Consider the following 26604-nt stretch of genomic DNA (forward strand, 5'->3'; position numbering starts at 1 on the left):
ACGTGTCCTCACGCATCACCGATCCCGAGCAGCTCAAGGAGCTCCTTGGGATTCCCTTCACCCCGGAGCAGACGGCCTGCATCACCGCGCCGCCCGCCCCGCAGGTGATCGTGGCCGGAGCCGGGTCGGGGAAGACCACGGTGATGGCCGCCCGCGTGGTCTGGCTGGTCGGCACCGGCCAGGTCGCGCCCGAGCAGGTCCTCGGCCTCACCTTCACCAACAAGGCGGCGGGCGAGCTGGCCGAGCGCGTCCGCAGGGCGCTCATCGCCGCCGGGGTCACCGACCCCGACGTCATCGACCCGGACAACCCCCCGGGCGAGCCCACGATCTCCACGTACCACGCGTTCGCGGGCCGCCTCCTCACCGAGCACGGACTGCGCATCGGCCTGGAGCCCGCCACCCGTCTCCTCGCCGACGCCACCCGCTATCAGCTGGCGGCGAAGGTGCTGCGCGAGGCGCCGGGCCCGTATCCGGCGCTCACCCGGTCCTTCCCCACCCTCGTCAGCGATCTCCTGGCGCTCGACGCGGAGCTGTCCGAACACCTCGTACGCCCTCGGGCGCTGGACACGTACGACACCGAGCTGCTGCGCACCCTGGAGAACGCGAAGCTCAGCAACGCCGACCTGCGCAAGATCCCCGAGACCGCAGAGGCCCGCCGCTCGCTCCTCGCCCTCACCGAGCGCTACCGCTCCGCCAAGCGCAGCCGGGACCTCATCGACTTCGGCGACCAGATCGCCCTCTCCGCCGAGCTGGCCCTGACCCGCCCCGAGGTGGGGGAGATCCTGCGGGACGAGTTCCGGGTCGTGCTGCTCGACGAGTATCAGGACACGTCGGTGGCCCAGCGCCTGCTGCTCTCGGCGTTGTTCGGCGGCGGTACGGGGCCGGGGGCGGCCGGTCACCCACCCACCGGTCACGCGGTCACCGCCGTGGGCGACCCCTGCCAGGCGATCTACGGCTGGCGCGGCGCCTCCGTCGCCAACCTCGACGACTTCCCCGAGCACTTCCCGCACGCCGACGGCACCCCCGCCACCCGCTACAGCCTCAGCGAGAACCGCCGCAGCGGCGGCCGCCTCCTCCAGCTCGCCAACGGCCTCGCGGAGCCGCTGCGCGCGATGCACGAGGGCGTCGAGGCGCTGCGCCCCGCCCCGGGCGCCGAGCGCGACGGACTGGTCCGCTGCGCCCTGCTGAACACCCACACGGAAGAGATCGACTGGCTCGCGGACTCCCTCGCCCATCTCGTGCGCACCGGTACCCCACCGGGCGAGATCGCCGTCCTGTGCCGCACCGCGGGGGACTTCCCCCAGATCCAGGCCGCCCTGGTCGCCCGGGACATCCCGGTCGAGGTCGTCGGCCTCGCCGGGCTGCTGCATCTGCCCGAGGTGGCCGACCTGGTCGCCGTCTGCGAGGTTCTCCAGGACCCGGGGGCCAACGCCTCCCTGGTCCGCCTCCTCACCGGACCGCGCTGGCGCATCGGCCCCCGGGACCTCGCCCTCCTGGGCCGCCGAGCCCGCCTCCTCGTGCACCGGGCGGGCGGCGCGGACGACGGCGCCGACCCGGACCGGCGGCTCGCGGAGGCCGTGGAGGGCACCGACCCGGCCGAGGTGATATCGCTCGCCGACGCCCTGGACACCTTCCTGATCGCGGGGGACGCGGCGGACGACGGGCTGCCGTTCTCGGCGGAGGCCCGGGTGCGCTTCGCCCGCCTGGCCCGGGAGCTGCGCGACCTGCGCCGCTCGCTCGCGGACCCCCTGATGGACGTCCTGCACCGCGTCCTGGCCACCACAGGGCTGGACGTCGAGCTGTCCGCCTCCCCACAGGCGCTGGCCTCCCGCCGCCGCGAGACCCTCGCCAACTTTCTGGACATAGCGGCCCGGTTCGCCTCCCTGGACGGTGAGGCGTCCCTGCTCGCCTTCCTCGGCTTCCTGCGGACCGCCGCGCAGTACGAGAAGGGCCTCGACAACGCGCTGCCCGGCGGCGAGAACACCGTCAAGGTCCTCACCGCGCACAAGTCCAAGGGCCTGGAGTGGGACGTGGTCGCCGTGCCCGGACTGGTCACCGGCCAGTTCCCCAGCGGCCAGTCCCGGGAGGCCTGGACCGCCCAGGCCAAGGTGCTCCCGCACGCCCTGCGCGGCGACGCGGCGACCCTCCCGGCCCTGGACGCCTTCGACGGGCTCGACGCCAGGAGCATGAAGACGTTCAAGGAGGAGATGAAGGAGCACCAGCACACGGAGGAGCTGCGCCTCGGCTACGTCACCTTCACCCGCCCCCGCTCCCTGCTCCTCGGCTCCGGCCACTGGTGGGGCCCGTCCCAGAAGAGGACGCGCGGCCCGTCCGCCTTCCTGGAGGCGCTGTACGAGCACTGCGCGGCGGGCCACGGCGAGATCGAGGCCTGGGCGGACGAGCCCGCCGAGGACGAGGAGAACCCGGCCCTCGCGGCACCCGAAACCGACCTGGCCTGGCCGCTCCCGCTCGACGCCGACGCCCTTACCCGCCGTCGCGCCGCCCGGGACACGGTCCTGGCCCACCTGGAGGGCCTGGCCGTCCACGGGGATCAGCAGCCACCGGCGTACGGCACCGGCCCCGACGACGTAACGGCGTACGAGGCTGACCACGACGAGGCGCCGATCGACGAGGGCCACGAGGACTGGGACTGGGACGAGCTCCCCACCGAACGTCCCCCCGGCGCCCCGGCCCCGGAGTCCGTACGGGAGCCCGCACCGCTCATCCCCGCCGCCCGCCACGCCCCGGAGCCCGGCGCCACGGCAGCGCTCACCCCGGAGGAAGCCCGCACCCTCGCCTCCTGGGACCGGGACCTGGACGCCCTGGCCGGGGAGCTGCGCCGGGCCCGCGCCACCGTGCGCGAGGTCCTCGTCCCCGCCTCGCTCTCCGCCACCCAGCTGCTGCTCCTGGCCGAGGACCCCGACGCCTTCGCCAAGGAGCTGGCCCGGCCCATGCCCCGGCCGCCGCAGCCCGCCGCCCGCCGGGGCACCCGCTTCCACGCCTGGGTGGAGTCCCGGTACGAGGAGCTCCCGCTGCCCATGCTCGGCCCCGACGAACTGCCCGGGGGCGACGAGAGCGACGCGGACATCGCCGACGAGCGGGACCTCGCCGAGCTGAAGGAGGCGTTCGAGCGCACCGCGTACGCCCGGCGCACGCCGTACCGGGTGGAGACCCCGTTCCAGATCACCCTCGCGGGCCGGGTGATCCGGGGCCGGATCGACGCCGTCTACCGCACGGGTGACACGTACGAGATCGTCGACTGGAAGACCACCCGCCACCGCACCGCCGACCCCCTCCAGCTCGCCGTCTACCGACTGGCCTGGGCCGAGCTGCACGACCTGCCGCTCACCGCCGTCACCGCCACCTTCCTCTACGTACGCAGCGGGGAGACCGTCCACCCGCAAGGGCTGCCGGGCCGGGCCGAGCTGGAGCGGATCCTGCTGGACGAGCCGGCCCCCGAGGGCGGATAGGCTCAAGAGCATGAGCGAGACCCCGGACAGCGCCGTCCGTACGTACACCGAACAGCACCGCGCAGGCTTCCTCGACGACCTCGCGGAGTGGCTGCGCATCCCGTCCGTATCCGCGCAGCCGGAGCACGACGGGGACGTACGGCGCAGCGCCGAATGGCTGAGCGCCAAGCTCAAGGAGACCGGCTTCCCGGTCACCGAGATCTGGGAGACCCCCGGTGCCCCCGCTGTCTTCGCGGAGTGGCCCAGCGAGGACCCGGGCGCCCCGACCGTGCTGGTTTACGGCCACCACGACGTGCAGCCGGCCGCCCGAGAGGACGGCTGGGACACCGACCCGTTCGAGCCGGTGATCCGGGACGGCCGGATGTACGGACGCGGTGCAGCCGACGACAAGGGCCAGGTGTTCTTCCACACCCTCGGGGTCCGCGCCCACCTCGCCGCCACCGGCCGCACCACCCCGGCCGTCCACCTCAAGCTGCTGATCGAGGGCGAGGAGGAGTCGGGCTCCCCGAACTTCCGCGCGCTGGCCGAACAGCACGCGGACCGCCTCGCCGCCGACGCCGTGATCGTCTCCGACACCGGCATGTGGGACGAGGAGACGCCGACCGTCTGCACCGGCATGCGCGGCCTCGCGGAGTGCGAGATCGAGCTGTACGGCCCCGCCCAGGACATCCACTCGGGATCGTTCGGGGGAGCCGTCCCCAACCCTGCCACCGAGGTCGCCCGCCTGGTCGCCGCTCTCCACGACGAGAACGGCCGCGTAGCGATCCCCGGCTTCTACGACGGGGTCACCGACCTCACCGACACCGAGCGGGCGCTCTTCGCCGAGCTGCCCTTCGACGAGGCGACCTGGCTGCGTACGGCGAAGTCGCAGGCGTCGCACGGCGAGGCCGGGTACTCCACGCTGGAGCGCGTCTGGGCCCGCCCCACCGCCGAGGTCAACGGCATCGGCGGCGGCTACCAGGGCGCGGGCAGCAAGACGATCATCCCCTCCTCCGCCCTGGTGAAGATCAGCTTCCGGCTGGTCGACGGCCAGGACCCCGACCGCGTACAGCAGACCGTCCGCGCCTGGGCCGAGTCCCGCATCCCGGCGGGCCTCCGCCACAAGATCGCCTTCCAGCCCGCCACCCGCCCCTGCCTGACCCCGCTGGACCACCCCGCCCTCCAGGCGGTCGCCGGCGCGATGGGCCGGGCCTTCGGCAAGAAGATCCTCTTCACCCGCGAGGGAGGCTCGGGCCCGGCCGCCGACCTCAGGGACGTCCTCGGCGCCCCCGTACTCTTCCTCGGCATCTCCGTACCCTCCGACGGCTGGCACGCCCCCAACGAGAAGGTCGAGCTGGACCTGCTGCTGAAGGGCGTGGAGACGACCGCGTACCTGTGGGGAGAGCTGGCCGAGGCGCTCGGCCGGTGACACTGCTGAACCCGCTGAACCCGCCGCACCTCCATGTACCTCCGCACACCCGATCCGCCCAGGGGGAGTAGGAAGCACCTGTGAGCACCTTCGACAACGCCACCGCAGACCGCCCGATCGGCCTCACCGCGCCGGGCGGCATCGACCGCGCGGCACACCACCGCCTCGACGAGGCCTGGCTGTCCGTGGCGTGGAGCCACCCGACGACCCGCGTCTTCGTCGTCTCCGGCGGGCAGGTGCTGATCGACGACACCCCCGACGGGGGCACCGAGATCGTCATGACCCCGGCCTTCGAGGCCCCGGTCACCGAGACCCACCGGTACTTCCTCGGCACCGACGAGGAGGGCGTCAGCTACTTCGCGCTCCAGAAGGACTCGCTGCCCGGCCGCATGGACCAGTCGGCCCGCCCGGCCGGACTCCGCGAGGCGGGCCTGCTGCTGGGCCCCCGAGACGCGGGCCTCATGGTCCACGCGGTCGCCCTGGAGAACTGGCAGCGCCTGCACCGCTTCTGCTCCCGCTGCGGCGAGCGCACCGTCATCGCGGCGGCCGGACACATCCGCCGCTGCCAGGCCTGCGGCGCCGAGCACTACCCGCGTACGGACCCGGCGGTCATCATGCTCGTCACCGACGACCAGGACCGGGCCCTGCTGGGACGCCAGGTGCACTGGCCGGAGGGCCGCTTCTCCACGCTCGCCGGGTTCGTCGAGCCGGGGGAGTCGATCGAGCAGTCCGTGATCCGCGAGGTGTACGAGGAGGCGGGCGTCACCGTCGGCGAGGTCGAATACATCGCCAGCCAGCCGTGGCCCTTCCCCTCCAGCCTGATGCTGGGCTTCATGGCCCGGGCGACCTCCTCGGAGATCAACGTCGACGGCGAGGAGATCGAGGAGGCCCGCTGGTTCTCCCGCGAGGACCTCACGGCGGCCTTCGAGTCCGGTGAGGTCATGCCCCCGTTCGGCATCTCGATCGCGTCCCGGCTGATCGAGCTCTGGTACGGCAAGCCGCTCCCGAGGCCGGGCAGCGTGCGGCACCCGGCCTGAACGGCCCCAGGAAATACCGCTGCCCCCGGCGGTGCCGGGGGCAGCGGGGCGCGCGAAGAGCCCAGGGTCAGGCGGCGAGCGCCTGCTTCACTTGGGCGAGCGACGGGTTCGTCATGACCGACTCGGTGCCCGAGGGGGCCACGATCAGCAGGGTCGGCACCGTCTGGTTCCCGCCATTCGCCTTCTCGACGAAAGCGGCCGATTCCGGGTCGTGCTCGATGTTGACCTCGTTGTACGCGATGCCCTCGCGGTCCATCTGGCTCTTCAGCCGACGGCAGTAGCCGCACCAGGTGGTGCTGTACATCGTCACAGTGCCCGCCATGTCGCTGGCGCTCCTTCGTCTCGTCCGTACCGCTGCGCGGCCGGCAGCGTCACTTGCGGTCCGGCGGCTTTCCCGCGCGTTCCCGCACGGAATGGAACGTACGGGACACGGCCACCATTCCCACAACCGCCCCGGCCGGGGCGCACGGGACCTCCGCACGGCACACTCCGGCACACCCGGGCACGCCACACCCCGGCGCACTCGGGCCACCCGGGCAAGCAGCGATCACCCGGGCACGCACCAGTGCGCACCGGTACGACGAATACCGCATCCCTGTGGACAACCGCCGCACCCGCCCCGTGCGACCTGGCAGCATGGCGGGGTGACAGCAGCAACGCACTCCACCCTCTTCCCGCAGGTTCCCGAGACCCCGGACGCCGTGCTCGACGGGCTCGACCCCGAGCAGCGCGAGGTGGCACTCGCCCTGCACGGACCGGTGTGCGTGCTGGCCGGAGCGGGGACGGGCAAGACCCGCGCGATCACCCACCGCATCGCGTACGGGGTGCGTGCGGGCATCCTCCAGCCCGCCACCGTGCTCGCCGTCACGTTCACCAACCGGGCAGCCGGAGAGATGCGCGGCCGCCTCCGCCAGCTCGGCGCGACGGGCGTCCAGGCTCGGACCTTCCACTCCGCCGCACTCCGCCAGCTCCAGTATTTCTGGCCGAAAGCCGTCGGTGGCGAGCTGCCCCGACTGCTGGAGCGGAAGGTGCAGCTGGTCGCCGAGGCCGCCGCCCGCTGTCAGCTCCGGCTCGACCGCAACGAGCTGCGGGACGTCACCGGCGAGATCGAGTGGGCCAAGGTCACCCGGACCGTCCCCGCTGACTATCCCGCCGCGGTCGCCAAGACCCATCGGGACGCCCCCCGCGACCCGGCGGTCCTGGCCCAGATCTACTCCACGTACGAACAGCTCAAGCGCGACCGCTCGGTCATCGACTTCGAGGACGTGCTGCTGCTCACCGTCGGCATCCTCCAGGACCGCCACGACATCGCCGACCACGTGCGCGGCCAGTATCAGCACTTCGTCGTGGACGAGTACCAGGACGTGAGCCCGCTCCAGCAGCGGCTGCTCGACCTCTGGGTCGGCGACCGGGACAACCTCTGCGTCGTCGGCGACGCCAGCCAGACGATCTATTCCTTCACCGGGGCCACCCCCGACCATCTGCTGAACTTCCGCACCCGCCACCCCGGGGCGACCGTCGTCAAGCTGGTCCGGGACTACCGCTCCACCCCCCAGGTCGTCCACCTCGCCAACGCTCTGCTGAGCCAGGCCCACGGCAAGGCGGCCGACCACCGGCTGGAGCTGGTCTCGCAGCGCGACAAGGGCCCCGAGCCGGTCTACGCGGAGTATCCCGACGAGCCCAATGAGGCGGAGTCCACCGCCCGGCGCATCCGCGACCTGATCGCGGCGGGTGTCCCGGCCGGGGAGATCGCCGTGCTCTACCGGGTCAACTCCCAGTCCGAGGTCTACGAACAGGCCCTCGCGGACGCCGGGGTGCCCTACCAGCTGCGCGGAGCCGAGCGGTTCTTTGAACGCGCGGAGGTCCGGGAGGCGGGCACCGCCCTGCGCGGCGCAGCCCGCGCCGGGCGCAACGACTCCCTGCTCGACGGGGCGGAGGACCTGGCCTCCCAGGTCCGGGCCGTGCTCTCCACCAAGGGCTGGACGACCCGCCCGCCCGCCGGGTCCGGGGCGGTCCGCGACCGCTGGGAGTCGCTGGCTGCGCTGGTGCGCCTCGCGGAGGACTTCGAGGCGGCCAAGCCGGGGGCGACCCTGACCGATCTGGTGCGCGAGCTGGACGAGCGGGCGGCCGCCCAGCACGCCCCGACGGTCCAGGGGGTGACCCTGGCCTCGCTGCACTCGGCGAAGGGCCTGGAGTGGGACGCCGTGTTCCTGGTCGGGCTGACCGAGGGCATGATGCCGATCGCGTACGCCAAGACCGACGAGCAGGTCGAGGAGGAGCGCCGCCTGATGTATGTGGGCATCACCCGCGCCCGCGTCCACCTCTCGCTCTCCTGGGCGTTGTCCCGGTCGCCCGGGGGCCGGGCGGGCCGACGGCCGACCCGCTTCCTGAACGGGCTGCGCCCTGGTTCGGGCTCGGCCGGCGCCCGGGGCGGGGCCGGGGGAGGCGGAGGGATCGACCGGGGATCCGGGCGGGCCCCGTCCGCCGGGCCGACCGCGGCGGCGGCGCGGAAGCCGCACAAGCCGGTGCGCTGCCGGGTCTGCGGCCGGACGCTCACCACCGCCGGAGAGATGAAGCTGATGCGCTGCGAGGAGTGCCCGTCCGACATGGACGAGGCGCTGTACGAGCGGCTGCACGACTGGCGCGCCGCCCAGGCGGCCGTGCTCGGCCAGCCGGACTTCTGCGTGTTCACCGAGAAGACCCTCATGGCGATCGCCGAGGCGGCGCCGTCCACCGAGGGCGAGCTGGTCGTCATCCCCGGCGTCGGCACCCGGAAGCTGAACCGCTTCGGTGCCGATGTTCTGGCCATCTGCGCAGGTCAGGCGATTGATGACGAGCCCGAGGAGGGCCCCGGCAAGGCCTGAGAAAAACTCGTCCAGAAAATAGTTTGCGCCCGCCCCAGTCGTCACCATAGGTTCTTAACCACGGGAACAGCGACTTCTCTGAAGCCCTGACTCCGTGCTGTACTTATCCGAATACGCAGGACCGGCCCCGGCCGGTCCCCCCGAGACGCCGAGAGGAGGCGATTGAAGTGATCAGCATCATCGAAACCCAGAAAATGACCGATCTCTCGGTCGTCTCCGCCTGTTCGCTCGGCCTCGCCCGCTCCTCGGCTGCCTCGCTTCACGCCACCGGTCTGTCCGGCATCTCTGCCGCACGTCCGCTGTCCCCGGCGAGCCTCCCCGTGATGCGGGAGCGCAATGAGCGACCGATCGAGGCACCGGCGGCAGCAGTAGCGAAGGCAGCACAGGCTCAGGCCTATGCCTTTGCGGCAGCCGGTGCCGGAGCCAAGAAGCAGACGCAGCAGCACCACACGATGTGGGCCTTCCGTGGGCCTGAACCCTGGAGTGATCCAGCCTGATCCAGCATCAGGTCGGCGCCTTCAGGGCCGCGGAACCCCACTCGGGATCCGCGGCCCTTTTGTTTTGTCCGAACGGACGAGACGGAACGAAGGAGCCTCGGGACAAGCAGGACCTGGTACCAGCAGCCGCCAACCGGCCAACAGGCCGGCACGACCAGACGAGGACACCACCCACCGTGCACACCGAAACGCACGCCCCGTCAGTACCGCTCTCCACCCCGATCTCGCCGCCCGGCTCCACGGAGGACTCCACCTTGACCCCGCTCACCACGCTCACCGCGCTCGACGACGCCATCGAGAACCTCGGCGTCCCCGTCCCCTGCCGCTCCTACGACCCGGAGGTCTTCTTCGCCGAGTCGCCGGCCGACGTCGAGTACGCCAAGTCCCTCTGCCGCACCTGCCCGCTGGTCGAGGCCTGCCTCGCCGGCGCGAAGGACCGCCGCGAGCCGTGGGGCGTCTGGGGCGGCGAACTGTTCGTCCAGGGTGTCGTCGTGGCCCGCAAGCGGCCGCGTGGCCGTCCGCGCAAGAACCCGGTCGCAGCGTGACCGCCACCTGTGGGGTCCCCGCCCCCACACACCGGAACCGCCTCGGAACGATCGACCGCCCCCAGACTCATGACCCCCGGAATCAGGCACCAATGATCACCCCCACGAAGGAGCCCGTCGGCTCCGCCACCCCCGACGTCACCATCATCGGCGCGAACGACTCGCGTCAGAACAGGACCCGCGAAATGCAACTCATCCCAGAAGCCCTGGCGCGTGCGCATATGCACGACCGCCTGCGAGAGGCCCAGGAGGACCGCCAGTCGGCCCGCCTGGTCGCCGCCCGCCGGATGCAGCGCCGAGCGGAGCGCGCCTCCCTGCGCGCCCGCCGTGCGCTGGCCATGGCGGTCATGCACTGACCGTGCGACCGATCACTCCACCACGGGGCCGTCCGACAGGACGGCCCCGTGGTGCGTTGTGCCGCCGCGCGTCCGCCCGCTCGCGGGGATATCGTCACGAGGTGGACGAGGAGACCTATTCCCCTGACCGGCCTGCCGACGGACGCGTGGTGTGCGCCCGCTGTGGGACCGCCGCCGACGGCGACACGGCCCCTCCGACCTGGCTCTGCTCCATGGAGGACGGACGCCGTCTCCACTTCTGCGAGGACTGCGCCCGCCTCCACATCCGCGCGATCGAAAGCCGCCTCGACTCGCTCTGGTGGTAACCGCGCCCCGCCCCCGTCCTACGTCTGGACGGCCTCTCCCGCCTGCTCGCCCTTCTCGCCGGCGTACGAAGTGAGCTCCGCAGCCTGCTCGGACTCGGGGTCCTGCTGGAACTCCGAGTCCGCTTCGAACTCCAGGGCCTCCTCAGGCTGCGCGGACTCCGCGACGAACCCCGGCAGCCACGCTTCGAGCTCGTCCCGCAGCCGGACCGTCGCCCCCAGCTGACACAGCACTCCGATCGTGCTGAGGGTCACCCGGTGTATCAGCACATACGACGGCGGAAGGTTCAGCTGACGGCCCAACTGGTGGGCGGGGGAGCGTGGATCGGCTATCCGGGCCGCCTGCTCACGGATCCAGCCCCGGGTGAAGGCGAACTCCTCCACCTGCGCGGGCTCGATGATCGGAAGCAGATAGTCGAGGACCGCGTCCGGGTCGAGCTCGATCGACTCCTTCACGAACCCTTCCTCACGCAACAGCCCGTACACCGCCGCGGCCTCGCCCTCCAGCGCCAGCCGCAGGGAGTCGCCGATGTTCCGCGGCAGCCCGCCCGGCAGCCGGTCGACCGTGCCGAAGTCCAGGACCCCCAGACGCCACGCCCCCGCCGGGCCTCTCGCCTGGTCCTCCGCCGGGCCACTCGCCTTGTCCCCCGCCTGGGGCAGCAGCCGGAAGTTGCCCGGATGCGGGTCGGCGTGGAGCAGGCCGGTGCGTGCCGGGCCGGAGAAGAGGAAACGGGCCAGCAGCTGACCCGCCCGGTCCCGCTGTTCCGCGGTGCCCTGCGTGATGACCTCGGACAGCGGGATTCCGTCGATCCACTCGGTCACCAGCACCTGATCGGACTGGTGTACCACCTGGGGAATCACCACATCCGGGTCATCCGCGAACTCCGCCGCGTGCTCCCGCTGCGCCTGCGCCTCCAGCTCGTAGTCCAGCTCCTCCGATACGCGGTCGCGCAATTCCTTGATGAGCGGCTTGATGTCCATGCCCGGGACGAGCGGGCCGAGCAGCCGGGCGAAACGGCTCAGCTGGGCGAGATCGGAGAGCAGTGCCTCGCCCGCGCCGGGATACTGCACCTTCACCGCGACCTCGCGGCCGTCGTGCCACACCGCACGGTGGACCTGCCCGATCGAGGCGGCGGCCGCCGGAGTGTCCTCGAACTCCAGGAAATACTCCCGCCAGTCCTCCCCGATCCGCTCGGCGAGGACCCCGTGGACCGTGCGGGCGGGCAGGGGTGGCGCGGCCTCCTGAAGCTTGGTCAGCGCGGCCCGGTAGGGACCGGCGACCTCCTCGGGAAGCGCCGACTCGAAGACGGAGAGCGCCTGGCCCAGCTTCATGGCCCCGCCCTTCAGCTCTCCCAGGGTCTTGAACAACTGGTCCGCCGTGCGCTGCTGGACCTCGCGGGCGACGAGCTCGGCGGACTTCCCGCCGATCCGCTTGCCCAGGCCCCACGTGGCGCGGCCGGCGAAGCCGAGTGGGAGCGCGGCCAGCTTGGCGGTACGCGTAACCGCCTTCCGGGGAAGATCAGACATGTGCCCCTCCAGTTCCCAGACTGCCGTGCCGCTCCAGCCTCCGGTGTCACTCCGTCGACGGCGGTCACCCGGCCATTGTGTCCTGCGCCGGAAAACTGCCCGAGGCCCGATCCCCCTTAGCGGGTGTCCGACAACTCCGAGTCGGCTCACGGGCGCTCTCGGTCCCGCCGCAGGAACAGTCCGCATGCGGGCCGATCCGCTCGGAGCGCCAGTCCAGCAACGGCAGAGCGGCCTCCCAGCGAGCGCCCGTGCTGGCCGGGAGGTCCCCGTCCAGAAAGGCCAGGGCATGGGCCGCGGCGAGACCGGCGACCGCGGTGGCAAGCCCCAGATCGCAGGCGGGCCCCGCGCCCCGCCGCCCCGAACGCCACTGGGCCAGCATCCGGGGCCACTGCGAATCCCGGTCCGTGCGATGCAGCTCCAGGCACCCCGCGCAGCCGGTGCCCCCGGGCAGCACCAACGGTCCGACCACCCCCGTCGCCTCGATCACTCCCGCATAGAGATGAGGAGTACCGGACGCGATCCAGGGCGCCGCGGTGTCCGGAAGGGGCGCGTACACCGCGAGGCCGTCCCGGGGCGCGACGACGACCAGCGAAAGACCGGGCTGTCCGGCGCCCCCGTCAAACCTCGCCCCCGCCCCCGCCGACCGGGGAGCCGGTCCGGGCGCGGACCGGCGGACGAGGCGGCGGGCGGCCACGTCGCGTCGTTCCCCCACGGACGCCGGAGGCAGCCCCGCGGGCGCCACATCCCAGAGCTCGGCCCGCCCCCCGTCCAGCACTTCAACCTCGCCCACCCCCGCACCCGACAACAACGAGGCGATCGACGCACCCACCCGCCCCGCGCCCCGCACCTGGACCCGCATCGCCCGCCGGGCCGCCATCCGGCGCAGGCCGCCGCCCGGTTCGGGATGGACGATGGAGAGCGAGGCCACATCGGGACGTTGACGATCCATCACCTCGGCCCGTCGGCGCAGCGCATCGGTGTCCGGGGCCGCCGATCTCGGATCGTCGAGGAGCCCGGCGTCCGTCAAGCGCGAGAGCAGCAAATCGACATGACGCTCCGACAGGTCCAGAGCCCTGGCTTCCTCGTAAAGGAGTGGCAGGCCGCGTGTGCCGTCGAGCAGTTCCAGGAAACTTCCGGTGGCGATGTCCACCGGACCGAGCGTCACGGCGTGTGCGGGCGTCACCCCGAACTGCACGGTGTTCCGTCCGCGCCAGGCACGGCGCAGTGCGGGCTTCAGCATCGGATGCATGACTTCTCCCCCGAGTCCCCGAGCGATGTTGCGATCACGGATTCGCGAGCCGTACCCCGCGAGTCCTTGTCAGCATGCGGGCCGACGGCGAACCCTGCGCAGAGTTGTCCACAGGCGGGGGGCGTTAGTCGTTCAAATAGTGCAAGCCGGCGTACGGATCGTCGCCGAACCGTCCCCGGGGCGGGACTTCCCGCGCGGACAGCGGGTAACGTCGTGGCGTGCCCGCCGACCCGTCGTCCGGCTTCGCCGGGGAGTTCCCCGCGCGCAGGTCCGGAAGCCATCAGCGCAGCGCGGCAGCCCATCCGGCCCGCGCTTCGGCGACGAGCGCGGTCGAGGTCCGCAGGAGCACCCGGCGCAGGAAGTCGGTCTCCGCGTACCGGGAGGGTGACCGCACGATCGTGCTCATCCCCGCACGGATGTCCGAGGCTGAGGAGCGGCGCTGGGTGGGCGTGATGCTCGACAAGCTCGCCGCCCAGGAGAGCAAGCGGGTCCTGGGCGACACCGAGCTCGCGGAGCGCGCCGCGCGGCTGTCGGCCCAGTATTTCGACGGTCGCGCCCGGCCCGTCTCGGTGCGCTGGGTGACCAACCAGAACACCCGCTGGGGCTCGTGCACCCCGGCCGAGGGCAGCATCAGGCTCTCCCACCGGTTGCAGGGCATGCCGGAGTACGTCGTCGATTACGTGCTCCTCCACGAGCTGGCTCATCTGCTCGTGCCCGGGCACGGCCCGGGGTTCTGGCAGTTGCTGGAGTCCTACCCGCGCACCGAGCGGGCCCGCGGCTACCTCGAAGGTGTGGTGGCGGCCGAGCAGCTGCCCCACCTGCCCGCCGCCCGTGAGGAGTGACACGGGCACGGGTTTCCGAGCCACGCTCGGTGATCCCGAAGGGCCGCGTTCGGCGATTCTGTACCGGGTGTGTACCGGCTTGGTCGGATGTCGTCGATTGCGGTTAGCCTGGCGCGACGCATTCACCTTCCGGATGGGGGACGGTCGTTACGCATGGCCAGGGAATTCCAACGCGGCCACAAGGCCAAGATCAGTGACCTCACGGCAGGGACAGATCTGTACGTAGGTGTGCAGATCGCCGCCCCGGGGCTGACCTTCGACATCAGCTGCTTCGGCCTCGACGCCAACGAACAGCTCTCGGACGACCGGTATTTCATCTTCTTCAATCAGCCCAAATCGCCCGAGGAGTCCATTCAGCTCCTCGGCGCGCAGTCCGGCGACACCGAGTCCTTCCGCGTCACGCTCGACCGTATTCCGGCCGCCATCCAGAAGCTCTCGTTCACCGCGACCCTCGACGGCGCGGGGCAGATGTCGCAGATCGGCCCGGGGTACATCCGGATCGTCGCGGGCGGCGAGGAGGTGGTCAGGTACTCCTTCAGCGGATCGGAGTTCACCACCGAACGTGCGGTGATGCTCGGCGACTTCTATATGAAGGACGTCTGGCGCTTCGCCGCCGTCGGCCAGGGTTTCGACGGCGGACTCGAAGCGCTCCTGAAGAACTTCGGCGGCGAGGTCGCGGAGGAAGAGCCCCCGCCGCCCGCTCAGACCGCGGCCCCCGGGTTCGCCCCGCCGGCCCAGGCCACCGCGCCCCCGGCGTTCGGCGCCCCGCCCGCCGCTCCTGCGCCACAGGCCCCGCAGCCCGCGCCGTCCTTCGGTGCCCCGGCCACGCCCACGCCGCCGCCCGCGCCGCACCAGTCGATGCACGCGGCGCCGACGATCGCGGCCCCGCTGGCGCCCCAGGCGCCTCAGCCGCCCCAGGCCCCGTCCCCGTACGGCCAGCCCCAGCAGCCGCAGCTCGGGCAGATTCCCGGACAGGTGCCGGGCCAGGGCGTCCCGCCCGCCGCACCCTTCGGCCAGCAGGCCCCGGCTCCGTACGGACAGCCCGCACCGGCCCCGTTCGGACAGCAGCCCCCCGGCTCCATGCCCCAGGGCGTCCCGCAGGGAGTTCCGGCCACCGGCGCGGGTCTTCAGGCGGCGCTCCAGCCGTACAAGGAGACCCCGACCGGGCAGCGCTGGACCCCGCAGAACAAGCAGCTCATGCGGGTCGACCTGACCATGGGCGGCGCCGGAGTGCTGGCCCGCCAGGGCAGCATGGTGATGTATCAGGGCAAGGTCGACTTCGGCTACAAGAGCGCCGGGTTCGTCGGTCGCGCGGTAGGCAACGCCACCGGCCAGGAGATGCAGCTCATGCGCTGTACCGGCCGCGGTCAGGTCTTCCTCGCCGAGGAGGGCTCGTATCTGCACCCGATCGAGCTCCAGGGTGACGCCATCTGCGTCTCCGCCGAGAACGTCCTCGCCTTCGACGAGTCCCTCCAGTACGAGGTCCGCAGGATCGAGGGGCACGGCATCCCCGGCGGCGCTCTGTTCACCATGCAGTTCCAGGGCACCGGCACCGTGGTCATCAAGACCCACGGCACCCCGGTCGTCCTGCCGGTCACACCCACCACGTTCGCCGACTGCAACGCCGTCGTCGCCTGGTCGGCCGCCTCCCAGGTGATCATTTCCAGCCAGGTCCGGCTGCGCCGTAACGCGTACCCGGGACACAGCGGGGAGACCGTGAACCTCCAGTTCCGGGGAGCACCCGGCAACTTCATCGTCGTCCAGCCCTACGAGGTCTGAGGGAGCCCGTCATGAACCAGCAACTCGCGGGCTTCGCCCCGACCCCCGTCAGCGCCCGCATGGAGAACCACGGTTCGGCCATGCTCAAGGTCGCCATGGCCTCCGGACAGGACCTCTACGCACGCACCGGCTCGATGGTGGCGTACGAGGGCTTCATCCAGTACGAGCCCAACCCGCCCGCCGTCCGGCAGATCGCCTCCCAGTGGATCACCGGCGAGGGCGCCCCCGTCATGAAGTGCTCCGGCGACGGGCTGCTCTACCTCGCCGACTACGGCGCCGACGTGGTCGTCATCAACCTCAACAACGACTCCATCTCCGTCAACGGCACCAACCTCCTCGCCTTCGACGCGCACCTCACCTGGGGTGTCGAGAAGGTCAAGGGGATGGCCAAGTTCGCCGGACAGGGACTGTGGAACGTCGTCGTCCAGGGCACCGGATGGGTGGCCATCACCTCCCGGGGCACCCCGATCGTCGTCGACTGCGGACGCGGCGAGGACGAGACGTACGTCGATCCGGACGCGCTGGTCGCCTGGTCCCCGAACCTCAAAGTGAAGGGCAAGCGCAGCTTCAAGGCCGGGGCGCTGATCGGCCGCGGCAGCGGCGAGGCGTACCAGATGGCCTTCTCCGGCCAGGGCATCGTCGTCGTCCAGCCGAGCGAGGACAGTACGGACCGCCTGCGGATCCGGAACTGAGGGGGAGGGAGAACACAGCATGCAGAGTCCGCTTTTCAGCCACACCGAGCAGCAGACCCAGGACCGGTACGCCATCCAGAACCCGCAGCTCCTGCGGGTCGCGCTGACCGGCCACGACGACGTCCTCGCCCGCAAGGGCGCGATGGTCGCCTACCAGGGCCTGATGGACTTCGACGGGGAGTACCAGCCGCAGGCCCAGCGCAGCGCCCGCGCGCGGACCGGCGAGGGCCTCGACCTGATGCGCGTGTCCGGCCAGGGCACGGTCTACCTCGCCAACCTCGCCCAGCACATCCACGTCGTGGACGTCGACCGCGACGGGATGACCGTGGACAGCTCCTACGTCCTCGCGCTCGACTCCTCGCTGCACACCGAGGTCATCGCGGTGGACAGCCAGTACGGGATCTCCGGCAGCGGCAAGTACCAGCTCAACATCTCCGGCAGCGGCAAGGTCGCCCTCATGACCTCGGGCCAGCCCCTGATGATGCAGGTCACGCCCGAGAAGTACGTCAGCGCCGACGCCGACGCGATCGTCGCCTGGTCCAGCTCCCTGCGGGTACAGATGCAGGCCCAGACGCACTCCACGGGTGTCTTCCGGCGCCGCGGCAACACGGGGGAGGGCTGGGAGCTGAGCTTCCTCGGACAGGGCTTCGCCCTGGTCCAGCCGAGCGAGGTCATGCCCCCGCAGAACGCCCAGATCGGTGAGGGCGCCCGCGCCCAGTTCGGCATCGGCCAGCAGGGCTCCCACGGCCAGAACCAGAACAACGCCTGGAACTGACCGGCGCCCGCAGAGCACAGCAGTAAGGGGCGGCCTCCACAGAGGCCGCCCCTTACACATATCTCTCTCAGCCTGCCGCTACAGCCGGGACCGCGTCGCCTCCAGCAGCCGTACGACGGAGGTGTCGGCCACCGAGGCCACCTCGTCGTAGGCGAACCAGCGCAGCTCCAGCGACTCCTCGCTGATCCGCTCCGCCGCACCGGCCGGGGCCAGCGCCGCGTACTGCACGTCCAGGTGCCAGTTACAGGGCGACGGAATGGGATGCCGGTCCAGCCGGACCGGTCCGCCCGGCAGCAGCGTGAGCCCCGGTACGCCGGACTCCTCCGTGGCCTCACGGAGCGCCGCAGCCTCCAGCGTGGCGTCGCCCGGCTCGCAGTGTCCGCCCATCTGGAGCCACATCCGCAGCTTCCGGTGCAGGGTGAGCAGCACCCGGCCGTGCTCGGGATTGATGACCAGGGCGCTGGCCGTGACGTGCCCGGCCTCGCAGGCCTTCCACATGCCGTCGCCGTGCAGTGCCAGATGGTCCAGATACGCCTGCCGCAGCTCCGCCTGGCCGTCGCCGGTCCCGTGCTCGGGGGCGTAACCCTTCAGTACGAGGGTGGCGTCGTCGTGCAGCGTCACTGGTCGCGGCCGTCCTTGCCGTCTTCCTTGCCCTCATCGTTCTCGGAGGGCTTCCGCGGGCCCTTCGCCGCCTCGCCGAGCATCTTGTCCAGCTCGGAGAAATCGGCCTGCTCGTGGTGCACGAAGCCGTCCGGGTCGTCCAGGTCGCGGGCGGTCGGCAGCATGTCCGGGTGCGCCCACAGCGCGTCGCGGCCCTCCAGGCCCCGGGCGTCCGTGAGCGAGGCCCACAGCCGCGAGGCGTCCCGCAGCCGCCGCGGGCGCAGCTGAAGGCCGATGAGCGTGGCGAACGTCTGCTCGGCCGGACCACCGGAGGCACGCCGCCTGCGCATCGTCTCGCGCAGCGCGTCGGCCGAGGTCAGCCGGGACTTCGCGGCCTCGTGGACCACCGCGTCGACCCAGCCCTCCACCAGGGCGAGAGCCGTTTCGAGCCGGGCCAGGGACGCCTTCTGCTCGGGCGTGTCCTCGGGCTGGAACATGCCCTGCTGAAGGGCGTCCTGCAACTGCTCCGGCTGCGAGGGGTCGAACTGGCCGACGACGTCCTCCAGCTTGCTGGTGTCGACCGTGATGCCACGGGCGTACGCCTCGACGGCACCGAACAGATGCGACCGCAGCCACGGCACATGGGCGAAGAGCCGCTGGTGAGCGGCCTCGCGCAGGGCCAGATACAGCCGGACCTCGTCCTGCGGGACGCTGAGGTCCTTGCCGAACCGCGCCACGTTCAGCGGGAGGAGCGCGGCCTTGCCCGCCGGGCCCAGCGGCAGCCCGATGTCGGTGGAACCGACCACCTCACCGGCCAGCACGCCGACGGCCTGGCCGATCTGCTGGCCGAACATGGCGCCGCCCATCGACCGCATCATGCCGATCAGCGGGCCCGCCATGGCCTGCATCTCCTCGGGCAGCACATCGCCCATCGCCAGGCCCACCCGCTCGGCCACCGGGTCGACCAGCTGCTGCCAGGCCGGCAGCGAGGCCTCGACCCACTCCGCGCGGCTCCACGCCACGGTGGAGACCGAACCGGAAGGCATCGAGGTCACGCCGTCGAGCCAGAGGTCCGCCAGCCGCAGCGCCTCGTCGACCGCCGTGCGCTCCGACGGGCCCACACTGGCGTCCTTGGTGCCGTCCGGCGTGCCCTGCGAGACCGTCTGGCGGGCGATCTGCTTGGCCATGTCCCAGTTCACGGGACCGCCCTCGTAGCTCAGCATCTGACCGAGCTGCTGGAAGGCCGCGCCGAGATCGTTCGGATTCATCGAGCCGAACATCGCGGCGAACGGGTTGTCGCCGCCCGCTCCCGGCCCGAAGCCGAACGGGTTTCCCATCCCGCCCGCGCTCTGCCCACCCTCGGTGGGGTCCTTCTTCTTGCCCTCGTCGCCGTTCTCCGGCTCCTCCGGCGGAAGGCCGAATCCGAATGGGGTGTCACTCACGGGTTTCCTCGGCTCCTAGGGCCGCCGGCTCGAACCGACGGCGACTGCCCGACATCACCATCCAGCGTAGACACCACGCCCGCTTCGGGCCTCAGTGCTCCGCCGACTCCCGGCCTGCGGCAGGATGGACGCCACCTGGTACGTACGCGTCATTCGGGTACGTACTGAAGACAACCGCTGGAGACGCCCGGTGAGTTCCCCAGATCCGCAGGTTCGCGCAGCGCGAAACCTGACCGACCCCTCGCCCGAAAGCACAACCGAAAAGAAACGCCCCAGGACCCCCAGGAACCGGGGCCCCGTCGTCGCGGTCACCGGCGCCGCGACCGGCATCGGCGAGCTGCTGACCGCGCACCTCGCCGCATCCGACGCGATCAAGCAGGTCATCGCGATCGACGAACGCCGCGGCGAGGTCTCCGAGGCGACCTGGCACATCCTGGACGTCCGGGACCCGGCCATCGCCGAGAAACTGCGCGGCGCGGACGTCGTCGTGCACCTGGCCCTCGATCTCGACCTGGAGACCGACCCCGCCGCCCGTACCGCGTACAACGTACGGGGCACCCAGACGGTCCTCACCGCCGCGGCGGCCGCAGGGGTTCACCGGGTCGTGCTGTGCACCTCGGCGATGGTCTACGGGGCGCTGGCCGACAACGATGTGCCGCTCTCCGAGGACGCCGAGCTGCGTGCCACCGCGGAGGCCACCGGCGTCGGCGACCTCCTGGAGATCGAGCGGCTGGGCCGCCGCGCGCCCCGCGCCCACCCCGGGCTCAATGTCACCGTCGTGCGTCCCACCGTCCTGGTCGGCGGCACCGACACCGCCCTGACTCGCTACTTCGAGTCGCCGCGCCTTCTGGTCGTCGCCGGATCGCGGCCCACCTGGCAGTTCTGCCACGTCGAGGACCTGGTGACAGCCCTGGAGTACGCCGCCCTGGAGAGGATCGACGGCGAGTTCGCGGTCGGCTGCGACGGCTGGCTGGAACAGGAGGAGGTCGAGGAGCTCAGCGGCGTACGCCGGATGGAACTGCCCTCCGCCGTCGCACTCGGGGCTGCCGCCCGGCTGCACCGGATCGGCCTCACCCCCTCCCCGGCCGGTGACCTGGCGTACACGATGCACCCCTGGGTGGTCAGCGTCAGCAGGCTGCACGACGCGGGATGGCGGCCGAAGTGGACCAACGAGGAGGTCCTCGCGGCGCTGCTCGAAGAGGTCGAGGGACGCCACACGCTCGCCGGCCGCCGCCTCGGCCGCAAGGACGCCACCGCCGCCGGAGCCGCCGGAGCCACGGTCGCCCTGCTCGGCGCCGCCGCCGTGGTCCGCCGTGCCCGCAAGGCCCGCCGACGCATCTGACCGGCCACACCGCAGCGGGCCGCTGGGCGAGTCCCTGTAGGAGGCTCCAACCCGGGAGGCCTGCCGCCGGGCGAACACGCAATTCCGGGATGTCAGTGCCGTACGGCACGATGGAGGCATGGCACGCACCCACGACCACCCCGGTGAGCTGGCGGCTTCGGACCCCATCAGGCTGCTGGCGATCCGGGAGACCCCGCTCTCCGTCGACGAGATCTTCCGCGCCGTCGGGGACGACGCGGCGGGCGGCATCGCGCTCTTCGTCGGCACCGTGCGCAACCACGACGCGGGACAGGACGTCGGCGCCCTCGGCTATTCCTGCCACCCCTCCGCCGGGGACGAGCTGCGCCGGGTGGCCGAAAAGGTCGTGGCCGACTTCCCGGTCCGGGCCCTGGCAGCAGTCCACCGTGTGGGTGAACTGGAGGTGGGCGATCTGGCCGTGGTCGTGGCCGTCGCCTGCCCACACCGCGCCGAGGCCTTCGAGGCCTGCCGCAAGCTCATCGACGACCTCAAGCACGAGGTTCCGATCTGGAAGCACCAGCGTTTCTCGGACGGCACGGAGGAGTGGGTCGGAGCCTGCTGAGCGCAAACCGGACCGCGGCGTATCAGCCCCGATTTGCGTAACCGCCCCCCCGCCATGAGCGTTGGTCTTCCGGATCGTTAATCTGCTGATCGGGCATCCGGTCGCTCATGGGGTAGGGAGGTCGTGATGGGAGCACTCGCTTGGCTGCTGATTCCGTTTTTCGCTGCTGTCGGCGGTGCGATATGGGCGAGCTGGGCTGCTCGTAATCGCACGACCGGCGATGTCACCGAACTCGCCGGCTATGCCAGGTTCCGTGACGCGATGGAGAAATCGCACTCCGGTTCCGAGGCTCTCTGAAGACCGTCGAACGCCGCGTGAGGCCCTGCCGCCGCGTACCGGTCTCCCCGTACGGACCGGCCCCGGCGGTGCACTGACAGGCCCTTCCCGTACTGTCGTTCCATGCCACGCCGCACCGCGACGATGCTCGCTTCCACCCTCGTCCTCATCGCGCTGCTCTGCGCCGGCGTGCTGATCAAAGTGCCGTATGCGGAGATGTCTCCCGGACCGACGGTCAACACCCTGGGCGAAGCGCGTGGCGAGCCCGTACTGCAGATCTCCGGTCGCAAGACGTACCCGACCTCCGGGCACCTCAACATGACGACGGTCCGCGTCACCGGAGCGGAGTACCGGATGAACCTCGTCGAGGCCGTCTACGGCTGGATGGCCCACGACAGCGTTGTGGTGCCGCACGACACCCTCTACCCGGACGGCAAGACCGAGGAGGAGTCCACCCAGGAGAACGCCGAGGAGTTCAGCCAGTCCCAGGAGAGCGCCAAGGTGGCCGCCCTGGAGGAGCTGAAGATCCCGGTGTCCACGCAGGTCGTGGTCTCCTCGGTGGTCAAGGACAGTCCCGCCCAGGGCAAGCTGCACGCGGGCGACGTGATCAGGGCCGTCGACGGTACGGCGGTCAAGGAACCCGGTGATGTGGCGAAGCTGGTCACCGAGCACCGGCCCGGCGAGGACGTCACCTTCACCATCGTCCCCGCCAAGGAGGCCGTGGCGGCCGAGAAGACGGGCCGGCCCCCCGAGGGCGAAGAGAGGATCACCATCACCACCGCCAAGGCTCCCGCCTCCAAGGACGGCGGCGACGGCGGTGAGGAGGGGCGCGCGATCGTCGGGATCGCGGCCGGGACGGACCACACCTTCCCGTTCGAGATCGACATCAAGCTGGCGGACGTCGGAGGGCCGAGCGCCGGGCTGATGTTCTCCCTGGGCATCATCGACAAGCTCACCCCGGGCGATCTGACCGGCGGGAAGTTCGTCGCGGGCACCGGCACGATCGACGACGCGGGCAAGGTCGGCCCGATCGGCGGCATCACCATGAAGCTGGTCGGCGCCCGCGAGGCCGGCGCACGCTACTTCCTCACCCCCGACGACAACTGCGCATCGGCCGCGGCCGACACCCCGAGCGGGCTCACCCTGGTCCGGGTCAAGACCATCGAGGACGCCAAGAAGTCGCTGGAGCAGATCCGCGCCGGGAAGACCGACGCCCTGCCGAGCTGCTCGGCAGGCTGACGGCCGTGCCGCCCGGGCCCCGTACGACGGACCCGGGCGGTAGCCCGGTCAGGACTCGAACGTGGCCGCGAGCGCCTCGGCAAGACCGGGGACCAGACCGGCGCCCGTCAGCACCTCGGTGGGGGAGTCCTTCTCGCGCAGCCGGACAGCGGACTCGCGCGCCCCGTCCCGCAGGACGGCCACGGTCATCCGCACCTCCTGCCGGTCGGGGTGCTTGGCCACCCACTGGGTGAGCTGCTTGTCGCTGAGCCCTTCGGGTACGGAGGCCTCGGCGGACGGCGGCAACATCAGCCGCTCCACCGTCATGGCGCAGCCGACCACCGCATCGGGCCAGGCGATGGTGGCGAGGAACTCGTCCAGCGCGGTGCCCGGGGGCAGCTCGTCCTGCTCGATCGGGGTGAGGGCGGCGACGGAGGACCCGGGGTCGTCCAGGCCGAGCTGAGAGGCGAGGCCGGGCTCCTGGGACCGCAGCCGGTCGGTGTCGACCAGGGCGAACAGCCGCGCGGGCCGGTCCCAGCCGAGGGTGGAGGCGTAGGCGTCGATTTCGAGGACGGCGACGGTGAGCGGACTCGCGGCCATCGGGGGTCCTGCGGGGGAAACATTGGGCATGGGCAATATCCTGCCTCGTCCTACCCCGGAGACGGGAACTAGGTAAAGCTTCAGTAAGTTGCATAGGTGGGCTCTAGGATCGCTGGGCCTGTTCCACTCGACCGCGAACTTCGAGGTGCGCACGTTGGCTTTCCAGATGCCGGACCGCGGCGGAGGCCCGACCGGGCCACGGATCAGAGTCGGCCGCCCGTCCCGGCGCGCCCGAACCCTGCTCATGACTTTGGGCGTCCTGGCGGTTCTCGCCATGGCCTTCGTCATGTTCGCCGGGTTCTGGACGGACTGGCTCTGGTACAGGTCGGTCGCGTATTCATCCGTCTTCACCACCACCCTGTGGACCAAGATCGGGCTCTTCCTCGTCTTCGGACTGCTGATGGCCGTGGCCATCGGCGTGAACATCTGGCTCGCGCACCGGCTCCGGCCGCCGCTGAGCGCGATGTCCCTGGAGCAGCAGAGCCTGGACCGCTATCGCATGAGCATCGCCCCCTTCAAGAAGTGGGTGCTGCTCGCCGCCACGGCGCTCGTCGGGCTGATCGCCGGAGCATCCGCCTCCGGCCAGTGGCGCACGTGGCTGATGTACGTCAACGGCGTGCCGTTCAACCAGAAGGACCCCCAGTTCAATCTGGACGTCGCCTTCTACGCCTTCGACCTGCCGTGGTACCGCTTCCTGCTGGGCTTCGGCTTCGCGGCGACCGTGCTGTCGCTGATCGCCGCCGCCCTGACCCACTATCTGTACGGCGGGCTGCGCATCACCAGCCCCGGCGCCCGTGCCACCGCGGCGGCCACCGGCCATCTCTCGGTGCTGCTCGGCATCTTCGTCTCCCTGAAGGCCGTGGCGTACTGGCTCGACCGGTACGGTCTGGCGGTGAAGTCCAGTGACTTCAAGGCCGCGGACAACTGGACGGGCCTGCGGTACGTCGACGCGAACGCCTATCTCCCGGCGAAGACCATCCTGTTCTGCATCGCGGCGATCTGTGCCGTGCTGTTCTTCGCGACGCTGTGGCGCCGCACCTGGCAGCTGCCGGTCATCGGCTTCGGCCTGATGGTGCTGTCGGCGATCCTGATCGGCGGGCTCTACCCGGCGATCGTGCAGAAGTTCCAGGTCCAGCCGAACGAGCAGGCCAAGGAAGCGCCGTTCATCCAGAAGAACATCGACGCGACACGCGATGCGTACGACATCGACGACGCGGTGATGGAGGATTACGCGGGCCAGGCCACCAAGGGGGACGGCACCAAGTTGCGGGCCGCCGCCAACACGGCCGCCAGCTACCGCGTGATGGACCCCAACGTCGTCTCCCCGGCCTTCCAGCAGCTCCAGCAGCGCAGGAACTACTACCAGTTCCCCAAGACGCTGGACGTCGACCGCTACAAGGGTGCGGACGGCAAGGAGCAGGACACGATCATCGGTCTGCGTGAGCTGAACATCCAGGGCCTGCCCAAGCGGAACTGGATCAACGACCACTTCACGTACACCCACGGCTACGGCGCCATCGCGGCCCGCGGCACCACCACCGGCACCAACCCGACGGGGTCCCCGGACTTCATGGAGTCGGGTCTGCCGTCCACCGGTGAGTTCGGGGAGTACGAGCAGCGGGTCTACTACGGCGAGAAGACCGAGCAGTACTCCATCGTCGGCGGGCCCCAGAAGGAGCTCGACTACGAGGAGGACGGCGAGAAGACCACCAGCTACAAGGGCGGCAGCGGGGTCAGCCTCTCCAACGGCTTCAACCGTGCCGCGTACGCGGTCGCTTTCAGCGAGCCGCAGATCATGTACTCGGGAGCCATCGGTGAGGGCTCGCGGATCCTGTACAACCGCACGCCCAAGGAGCGCGTCGAGGCGGTCGCCCCGTGGCTGACCATCGACGGCGACGCCTACCCGGCGGTCGTCGACGGCCGGATCCAGTGGATCGTCGACGCCTACACCACGACCAACGGCTACCCGTACGCGTCCCGCACGACGCTCGGCGACACCACGGCCGACTCGCTGACCACCAATCAGCGCGCGGTCGTCGCCCAGGAGAACCAGGTCAACTACATCCGCAACTCGGTGAAGGCCACCGTCGACGCGTACGACGGCAAGGTCAAGCTCTACGAGTGGGACACCAAGGACCCGGTCCTCAAGACCTGGCGCAAGGCGTTCCCGGGCACCGTGGAGGCCCGCTCGGAGATCCCGCAGACCCTCCTGGACCACCTGCGGTATCCCCAGGACCTCTTCAAGGTCCAGCGTGAGCTGCTCACCCGCTACCACGTCGAGGACCCCGCGCAGTTCTACAGCGGCTCCGACGCGTGGCAGGTGCCGGACGACCCGACGAACCAGGAGCCGGGTTCCGTCCCGCCGTACTACCTGAGCATGAAGATGCCGGGCCAGAGCGAGCAGGAGTTCTCCCTGACCACCACGTTCACCCCGAGGGGGCGCCCGAACCTCGGGGCCTTCATGGCGGTGAACGCGGACGCGGCCAGCAAGGACTACGGCACCATGAGGCTCCTGCGGGTCACCTCAACGGTGAAGGGCCCGGGCCAGGTACAGAGTGAGCTCAACGGTAACGACGACGTCGCCGAGTTCGTGAGGAACCTCAAGGGCACCGACTCGGACATCGAGTACGGAAACCTGCTGACGGTTCCCCTCGAAGGCGGCTTCCTCTACATCGAGCCGGTCTACACGCGCGGTGGCACACAGAACTACCCGCTGCTGCGCAAGGTGGCCGCCTCGTACGGTTCGGAGATCGTCTTCGAGAACAATCTGGGAGACGCGCTCAACGCGGTCTTCGGGGTCGACGGCGATTCGGACACGACACCGCCCGACCCCAGTGAGCCGGACGAGCCCACCAAGCCCCCGGCCACCGGCGACGAGGCACTCAAGAAGGCCATCGCGGACGCCCAGAAGGCGTACACGGACGGCGAGAAGGCGCTGAAGGAGCAGGACTGGCCCGCCTACGGCAAGGCGCAGGACGCTCTCCAGGAGGCTCTTGAGCGGGCCGCCGCCGCGCAGCCCAAGCCGGGCAGCGAGGGCGAGAAGGCGGACGGCGCAGCCAAGCCGGACGGTGCAGACAAGCCGGACGGCGATGCCGAGCCGGAGGGTGAGGGCGAGCCGGAGAGTTCGGCCAAGCCCGCGAGCGTCGGCAGGTCGGCGCCCGCCGAGGGAGCCGGGGAGGGCAGCGGCCAGGGCAGCTGAGAAT

23 protein-coding genes are annotated in these 26604 nt (G+C 71.0%); 17 read left to right on the forward strand and 6 right to left on the reverse strand.

What is annotated here, in order from left to right; genetic code table 11:
* Nucleotides 1-2: 2 nt before the first annotated feature.
* The 3 genes from RI138_RS22895 to nudC all read left to right on the forward strand — a co-directional run bounded on the left by RI138_RS22895 (nucleotide 3) and on the right by nudC (nucleotide 5915).
* The gene (locus RI138_RS22895) at nucleotides 3-3470 is read left to right on the forward strand and encodes an ATP-dependent DNA helicase (protein ID WP_311121424.1); all 3468 of its coding nucleotides are present in this window, start codon (nucleotides 3-5) and stop codon (nucleotides 3468-3470) included.
* Between the two features lie 10 nt (nucleotides 3471-3480).
* Nucleotides 3481-4878 carry a dipeptidase gene (locus RI138_RS22900; protein ID WP_311121425.1) on the forward strand — a complete coding sequence of 466 codons (1398 nt, stop codon included), beginning with the start codon at nucleotides 3481-3483 and terminating at the stop codon, nucleotides 4876-4878.
* Nucleotides 4879-4958: 80 nt separating this feature from the next.
* Nucleotides 4959-5915: an NAD(+) diphosphatase gene (gene nudC, locus RI138_RS22905; RefSeq protein WP_311121426.1), complete on the forward strand. Its 957-nt coding sequence runs from the start codon at nucleotides 4959-4961 to the stop codon at nucleotides 5913-5915.
* A 67-nt stretch (nucleotides 5916-5982) separates the two neighbouring features.
* Here the strand turns inward: nudC and RI138_RS22910 are convergent, their stop codons facing one another.
* Nucleotides 5983-6237, reverse strand: a complete 255-nt coding sequence (locus tag RI138_RS22910) for a glutaredoxin domain-containing protein (protein ID WP_006127421.1) — start codon at nucleotides 6235-6237, stop codon at nucleotides 5983-5985.
* A gap of 322 nt (nucleotides 6238-6559) precedes the next feature.
* Between RI138_RS22910 and RI138_RS22915 the strand changes: the two genes are divergently transcribed.
* From RI138_RS22915 to RI138_RS22935, 5 genes are all read left to right on the forward strand, one after another.
* On the forward strand, nucleotides 6560-8779 hold the full coding sequence (locus RI138_RS22915) for an ATP-dependent DNA helicase UvrD2 (protein ID WP_311121427.1): 2220 nt from the start codon (nucleotides 6560-6562) through the stop codon (nucleotides 8777-8779).
* 167 nt (nucleotides 8780-8946) lie between these two features.
* Nucleotides 8947-9276, forward strand: coding sequence for a hypothetical protein (locus RI138_RS22920; protein ID WP_096631822.1), 330 nt, complete (start codon nucleotides 8947-8949; stop codon nucleotides 9274-9276).
* Between the two features lie 176 nt (nucleotides 9277-9452).
* On the forward strand, nucleotides 9453-9821 hold the full coding sequence (locus tag RI138_RS22925) for a WhiB family transcriptional regulator (protein ID WP_065491124.1): 369 nt from the start codon (nucleotides 9453-9455) through the stop codon (nucleotides 9819-9821).
* On the forward strand, nucleotides 9818-10177 hold the full coding sequence (locus tag RI138_RS22930; RefSeq protein ID WP_311121428.1) for a hypothetical protein: 360 nt from the start codon (nucleotides 9818-9820) through the stop codon (nucleotides 10175-10177). The genes RI138_RS22925 and RI138_RS22930 overlap by 4 nt, the downstream gene beginning before the upstream one ends.
* 101 nt (nucleotides 10178-10278) lie before the next feature.
* Complete coding sequence (locus tag RI138_RS22935) at nucleotides 10279-10482, forward strand: hypothetical protein (RefSeq protein WP_096631826.1); 204 nt, start codon at nucleotides 10279-10281, stop codon at nucleotides 10480-10482.
* Nucleotides 10483-10500: 18 nt separating this feature from the next.
* Here RI138_RS22935 and RI138_RS22940 read toward each other — a convergent pair whose 3' ends face one another.
* Both RI138_RS22940 and RI138_RS22945 read right to left on the reverse strand, forming a co-directional pair.
* Nucleotides 10501-12006, reverse strand: a complete 1506-nt coding sequence (locus RI138_RS22940) for an ABC1 kinase family protein (protein ID WP_311121429.1) — start codon at nucleotides 12004-12006, stop codon at nucleotides 10501-10503.
* Between the two features lie 64 nt (nucleotides 12007-12070).
* Nucleotides 12071-13255 (reverse strand): ThiF family adenylyltransferase, encoded by a 1185-nt coding sequence (locus tag RI138_RS22945; RefSeq protein WP_311121430.1) that lies wholly within the window; start codon nucleotides 13253-13255, stop codon nucleotides 12071-12073.
* A gap of 218 nt (nucleotides 13256-13473) precedes the next feature.
* Between RI138_RS22945 and RI138_RS22950 the strand changes: the two genes are divergently transcribed.
* The 4 genes from RI138_RS22950 to RI138_RS22965 all read left to right on the forward strand — a co-directional run bounded on the left by RI138_RS22950 (nucleotide 13474) and on the right by RI138_RS22965 (nucleotide 17343).
* Nucleotides 13474-14097: a M48 metallopeptidase family protein gene (locus RI138_RS22950; protein ID WP_311121431.1), complete on the forward strand. Its 624-nt coding sequence runs from the start codon at nucleotides 13474-13476 to the stop codon at nucleotides 14095-14097.
* 153 nt (nucleotides 14098-14250) lie between these two features.
* On the forward strand, nucleotides 14251-15876 hold the full coding sequence (locus RI138_RS22955) for a TerD family protein (RefSeq protein ID WP_311121432.1): 1626 nt from the start codon (nucleotides 14251-14253) through the stop codon (nucleotides 15874-15876).
* Nucleotides 15877-15887: 11 nt separating this feature from the next.
* Nucleotides 15888-16568, forward strand: coding sequence for an AIM24 family protein (locus RI138_RS22960; protein WP_311121433.1), 681 nt, complete (start codon nucleotides 15888-15890; stop codon nucleotides 16566-16568).
* A gap of 19 nt (nucleotides 16569-16587) precedes the next feature.
* Nucleotides 16588-17343, forward strand: a complete 756-nt coding sequence (locus tag RI138_RS22965) for an AIM24 family protein (RefSeq protein ID WP_311121434.1) — start codon at nucleotides 16588-16590, stop codon at nucleotides 17341-17343.
* A gap of 78 nt (nucleotides 17344-17421) precedes the next feature.
* On the opposite strand, the gene RI138_RS22970 is transcribed toward RI138_RS22965, so the two are convergent.
* Together RI138_RS22970 and RI138_RS22975 are read right to left on the reverse strand one after the other, a co-directional pair.
* A complete protein-coding gene (locus tag RI138_RS22970; protein WP_311121435.1) occupies nucleotides 17422-17964 on the reverse strand; it encodes an NUDIX hydrolase in 543 nt (180 codons plus the stop codon).
* A complete protein-coding gene (locus RI138_RS22975) occupies nucleotides 17961-19385 on the reverse strand; it encodes a zinc-dependent metalloprotease (protein ID WP_096625758.1) in 1425 nt (474 codons plus the stop codon). Before RI138_RS22975 ends, RI138_RS22970 begins: the two co-directional genes overlap by 4 nt.
* Before the next feature lie 190 nt (nucleotides 19386-19575).
* Here RI138_RS22975 and RI138_RS22980 point away from each other — a divergent pair, with 190 nt between their 5' ends.
* From RI138_RS22980 to RI138_RS22995, 4 genes are all read left to right on the forward strand, one after another.
* Nucleotides 19576-20727 carry an SDR family oxidoreductase gene (locus RI138_RS22980; RefSeq protein ID WP_096625760.1) on the forward strand — a complete coding sequence of 384 codons (1152 nt, stop codon included), beginning with the start codon at nucleotides 19576-19578 and terminating at the stop codon, nucleotides 20725-20727.
* A gap of 118 nt (nucleotides 20728-20845) precedes the next feature.
* On the forward strand, nucleotides 20846-21307 hold the full coding sequence (locus RI138_RS22985) for a molybdenum cofactor biosynthesis protein MoaE (RefSeq protein WP_311121436.1): 462 nt from the start codon (nucleotides 20846-20848) through the stop codon (nucleotides 21305-21307).
* Nucleotides 21308-21433: 126 nt separating this feature from the next.
* A complete protein-coding gene (locus RI138_RS22990; RefSeq protein WP_311121437.1) occupies nucleotides 21434-21604 on the forward strand; it encodes a hypothetical protein in 171 nt (56 codons plus the stop codon).
* 102 nt (nucleotides 21605-21706) lie between these two features.
* Nucleotides 21707-22822 (forward strand): YlbL family protein, encoded by a 1116-nt coding sequence (locus tag RI138_RS22995; RefSeq protein WP_311121438.1) that lies wholly within the window; start codon nucleotides 21707-21709, stop codon nucleotides 22820-22822.
* 48 nt (nucleotides 22823-22870) lie between these two features.
* On the opposite strand, the gene RI138_RS23000 is transcribed toward RI138_RS22995, so the two are convergent.
* Nucleotides 22871-23431 carry a PPA1309 family protein gene (locus RI138_RS23000; protein WP_311121439.1) on the reverse strand — a complete coding sequence of 187 codons (561 nt, stop codon included), beginning with the start codon at nucleotides 23429-23431 and terminating at the stop codon, nucleotides 22871-22873.
* Between the two features lie 136 nt (nucleotides 23432-23567).
* Between RI138_RS23000 and RI138_RS23005 the strand changes: the two genes are divergently transcribed.
* Nucleotides 23568-26600 carry a UPF0182 family protein gene (locus RI138_RS23005; RefSeq protein ID WP_311122985.1) on the forward strand — a complete coding sequence of 1011 codons (3033 nt, stop codon included), beginning with the start codon at nucleotides 23568-23570 and terminating at the stop codon, nucleotides 26598-26600.
* Nucleotides 26601-26604 lie beyond the last annotated feature (4 nt).

The sequence above is a fragment of the Streptomyces durocortorensis genome (assembly GCF_031760065.1).
Lineage (GTDB): Bacteria > Actinomycetota > Actinomycetes > Streptomycetales > Streptomycetaceae > Streptomyces.

What these genes read in the sequence shown, in the direction of transcription:
- RI138_RS22945 (WP_311121430.1), bottom strand. Translation starts at nt 13,255, where the DNA reads ATGCATCCGATGCTGAAGCCCGCACTGCGCCGTGCCTGGCGCGGACGG.
- RI138_RS23005 (WP_311122985.1), top strand. Translation starts at nt 23,568, where the DNA reads ATGCCGGACCGCGGCGGAGGCCCGACCGGGCCACGGATCAGAGTCGGC.
- RI138_RS22990 (WP_311121437.1), top strand. Translation starts at nt 21,434, where the DNA reads ATGGGAGCACTCGCTTGGCTGCTGATTCCGTTTTTCGCTGCTGTCGGC.
- RI138_RS22985 (WP_311121436.1), top strand. Translation starts at nt 20,846, where the DNA reads ATGGCACGCACCCACGACCACCCCGGTGAGCTGGCGGCTTCGGACCCC.
- RI138_RS22940 (WP_311121429.1), bottom strand. Translation starts at nt 12,006, where the DNA reads ATGTCTGATCTTCCCCGGAAGGCGGTTACGCGTACCGCCAAGCTGGCC.
- RI138_RS22955 (WP_311121432.1), top strand. Translation starts at nt 14,251, where the DNA reads ATGGCCAGGGAATTCCAACGCGGCCACAAGGCCAAGATCAGTGACCTC.
- RI138_RS22995 (WP_311121438.1), top strand. Translation starts at nt 21,707, where the DNA reads ATGCCACGCCGCACCGCGACGATGCTCGCTTCCACCCTCGTCCTCATC.
- RI138_RS22965 (WP_311121434.1), top strand. Translation starts at nt 16,588, where the DNA reads ATGCAGAGTCCGCTTTTCAGCCACACCGAGCAGCAGACCCAGGACCGG.
- RI138_RS22960 (WP_311121433.1), top strand. Translation starts at nt 15,888, where the DNA reads ATGAACCAGCAACTCGCGGGCTTCGCCCCGACCCCCGTCAGCGCCCGC.
- RI138_RS23000 (WP_311121439.1), bottom strand. Translation starts at nt 23,431, where the DNA reads ATGCCCAATGTTTCCCCCGCAGGACCCCCGATGGCCGCGAGTCCGCTC.
- RI138_RS22910 (WP_006127421.1), bottom strand. Translation starts at nt 6,237, where the DNA reads ATGGCGGGCACTGTGACGATGTACAGCACCACCTGGTGCGGCTACTGC.
- RI138_RS22900 (WP_311121425.1), top strand. Translation starts at nt 3,481, where the DNA reads ATGAGCGAGACCCCGGACAGCGCCGTCCGTACGTACACCGAACAGCAC.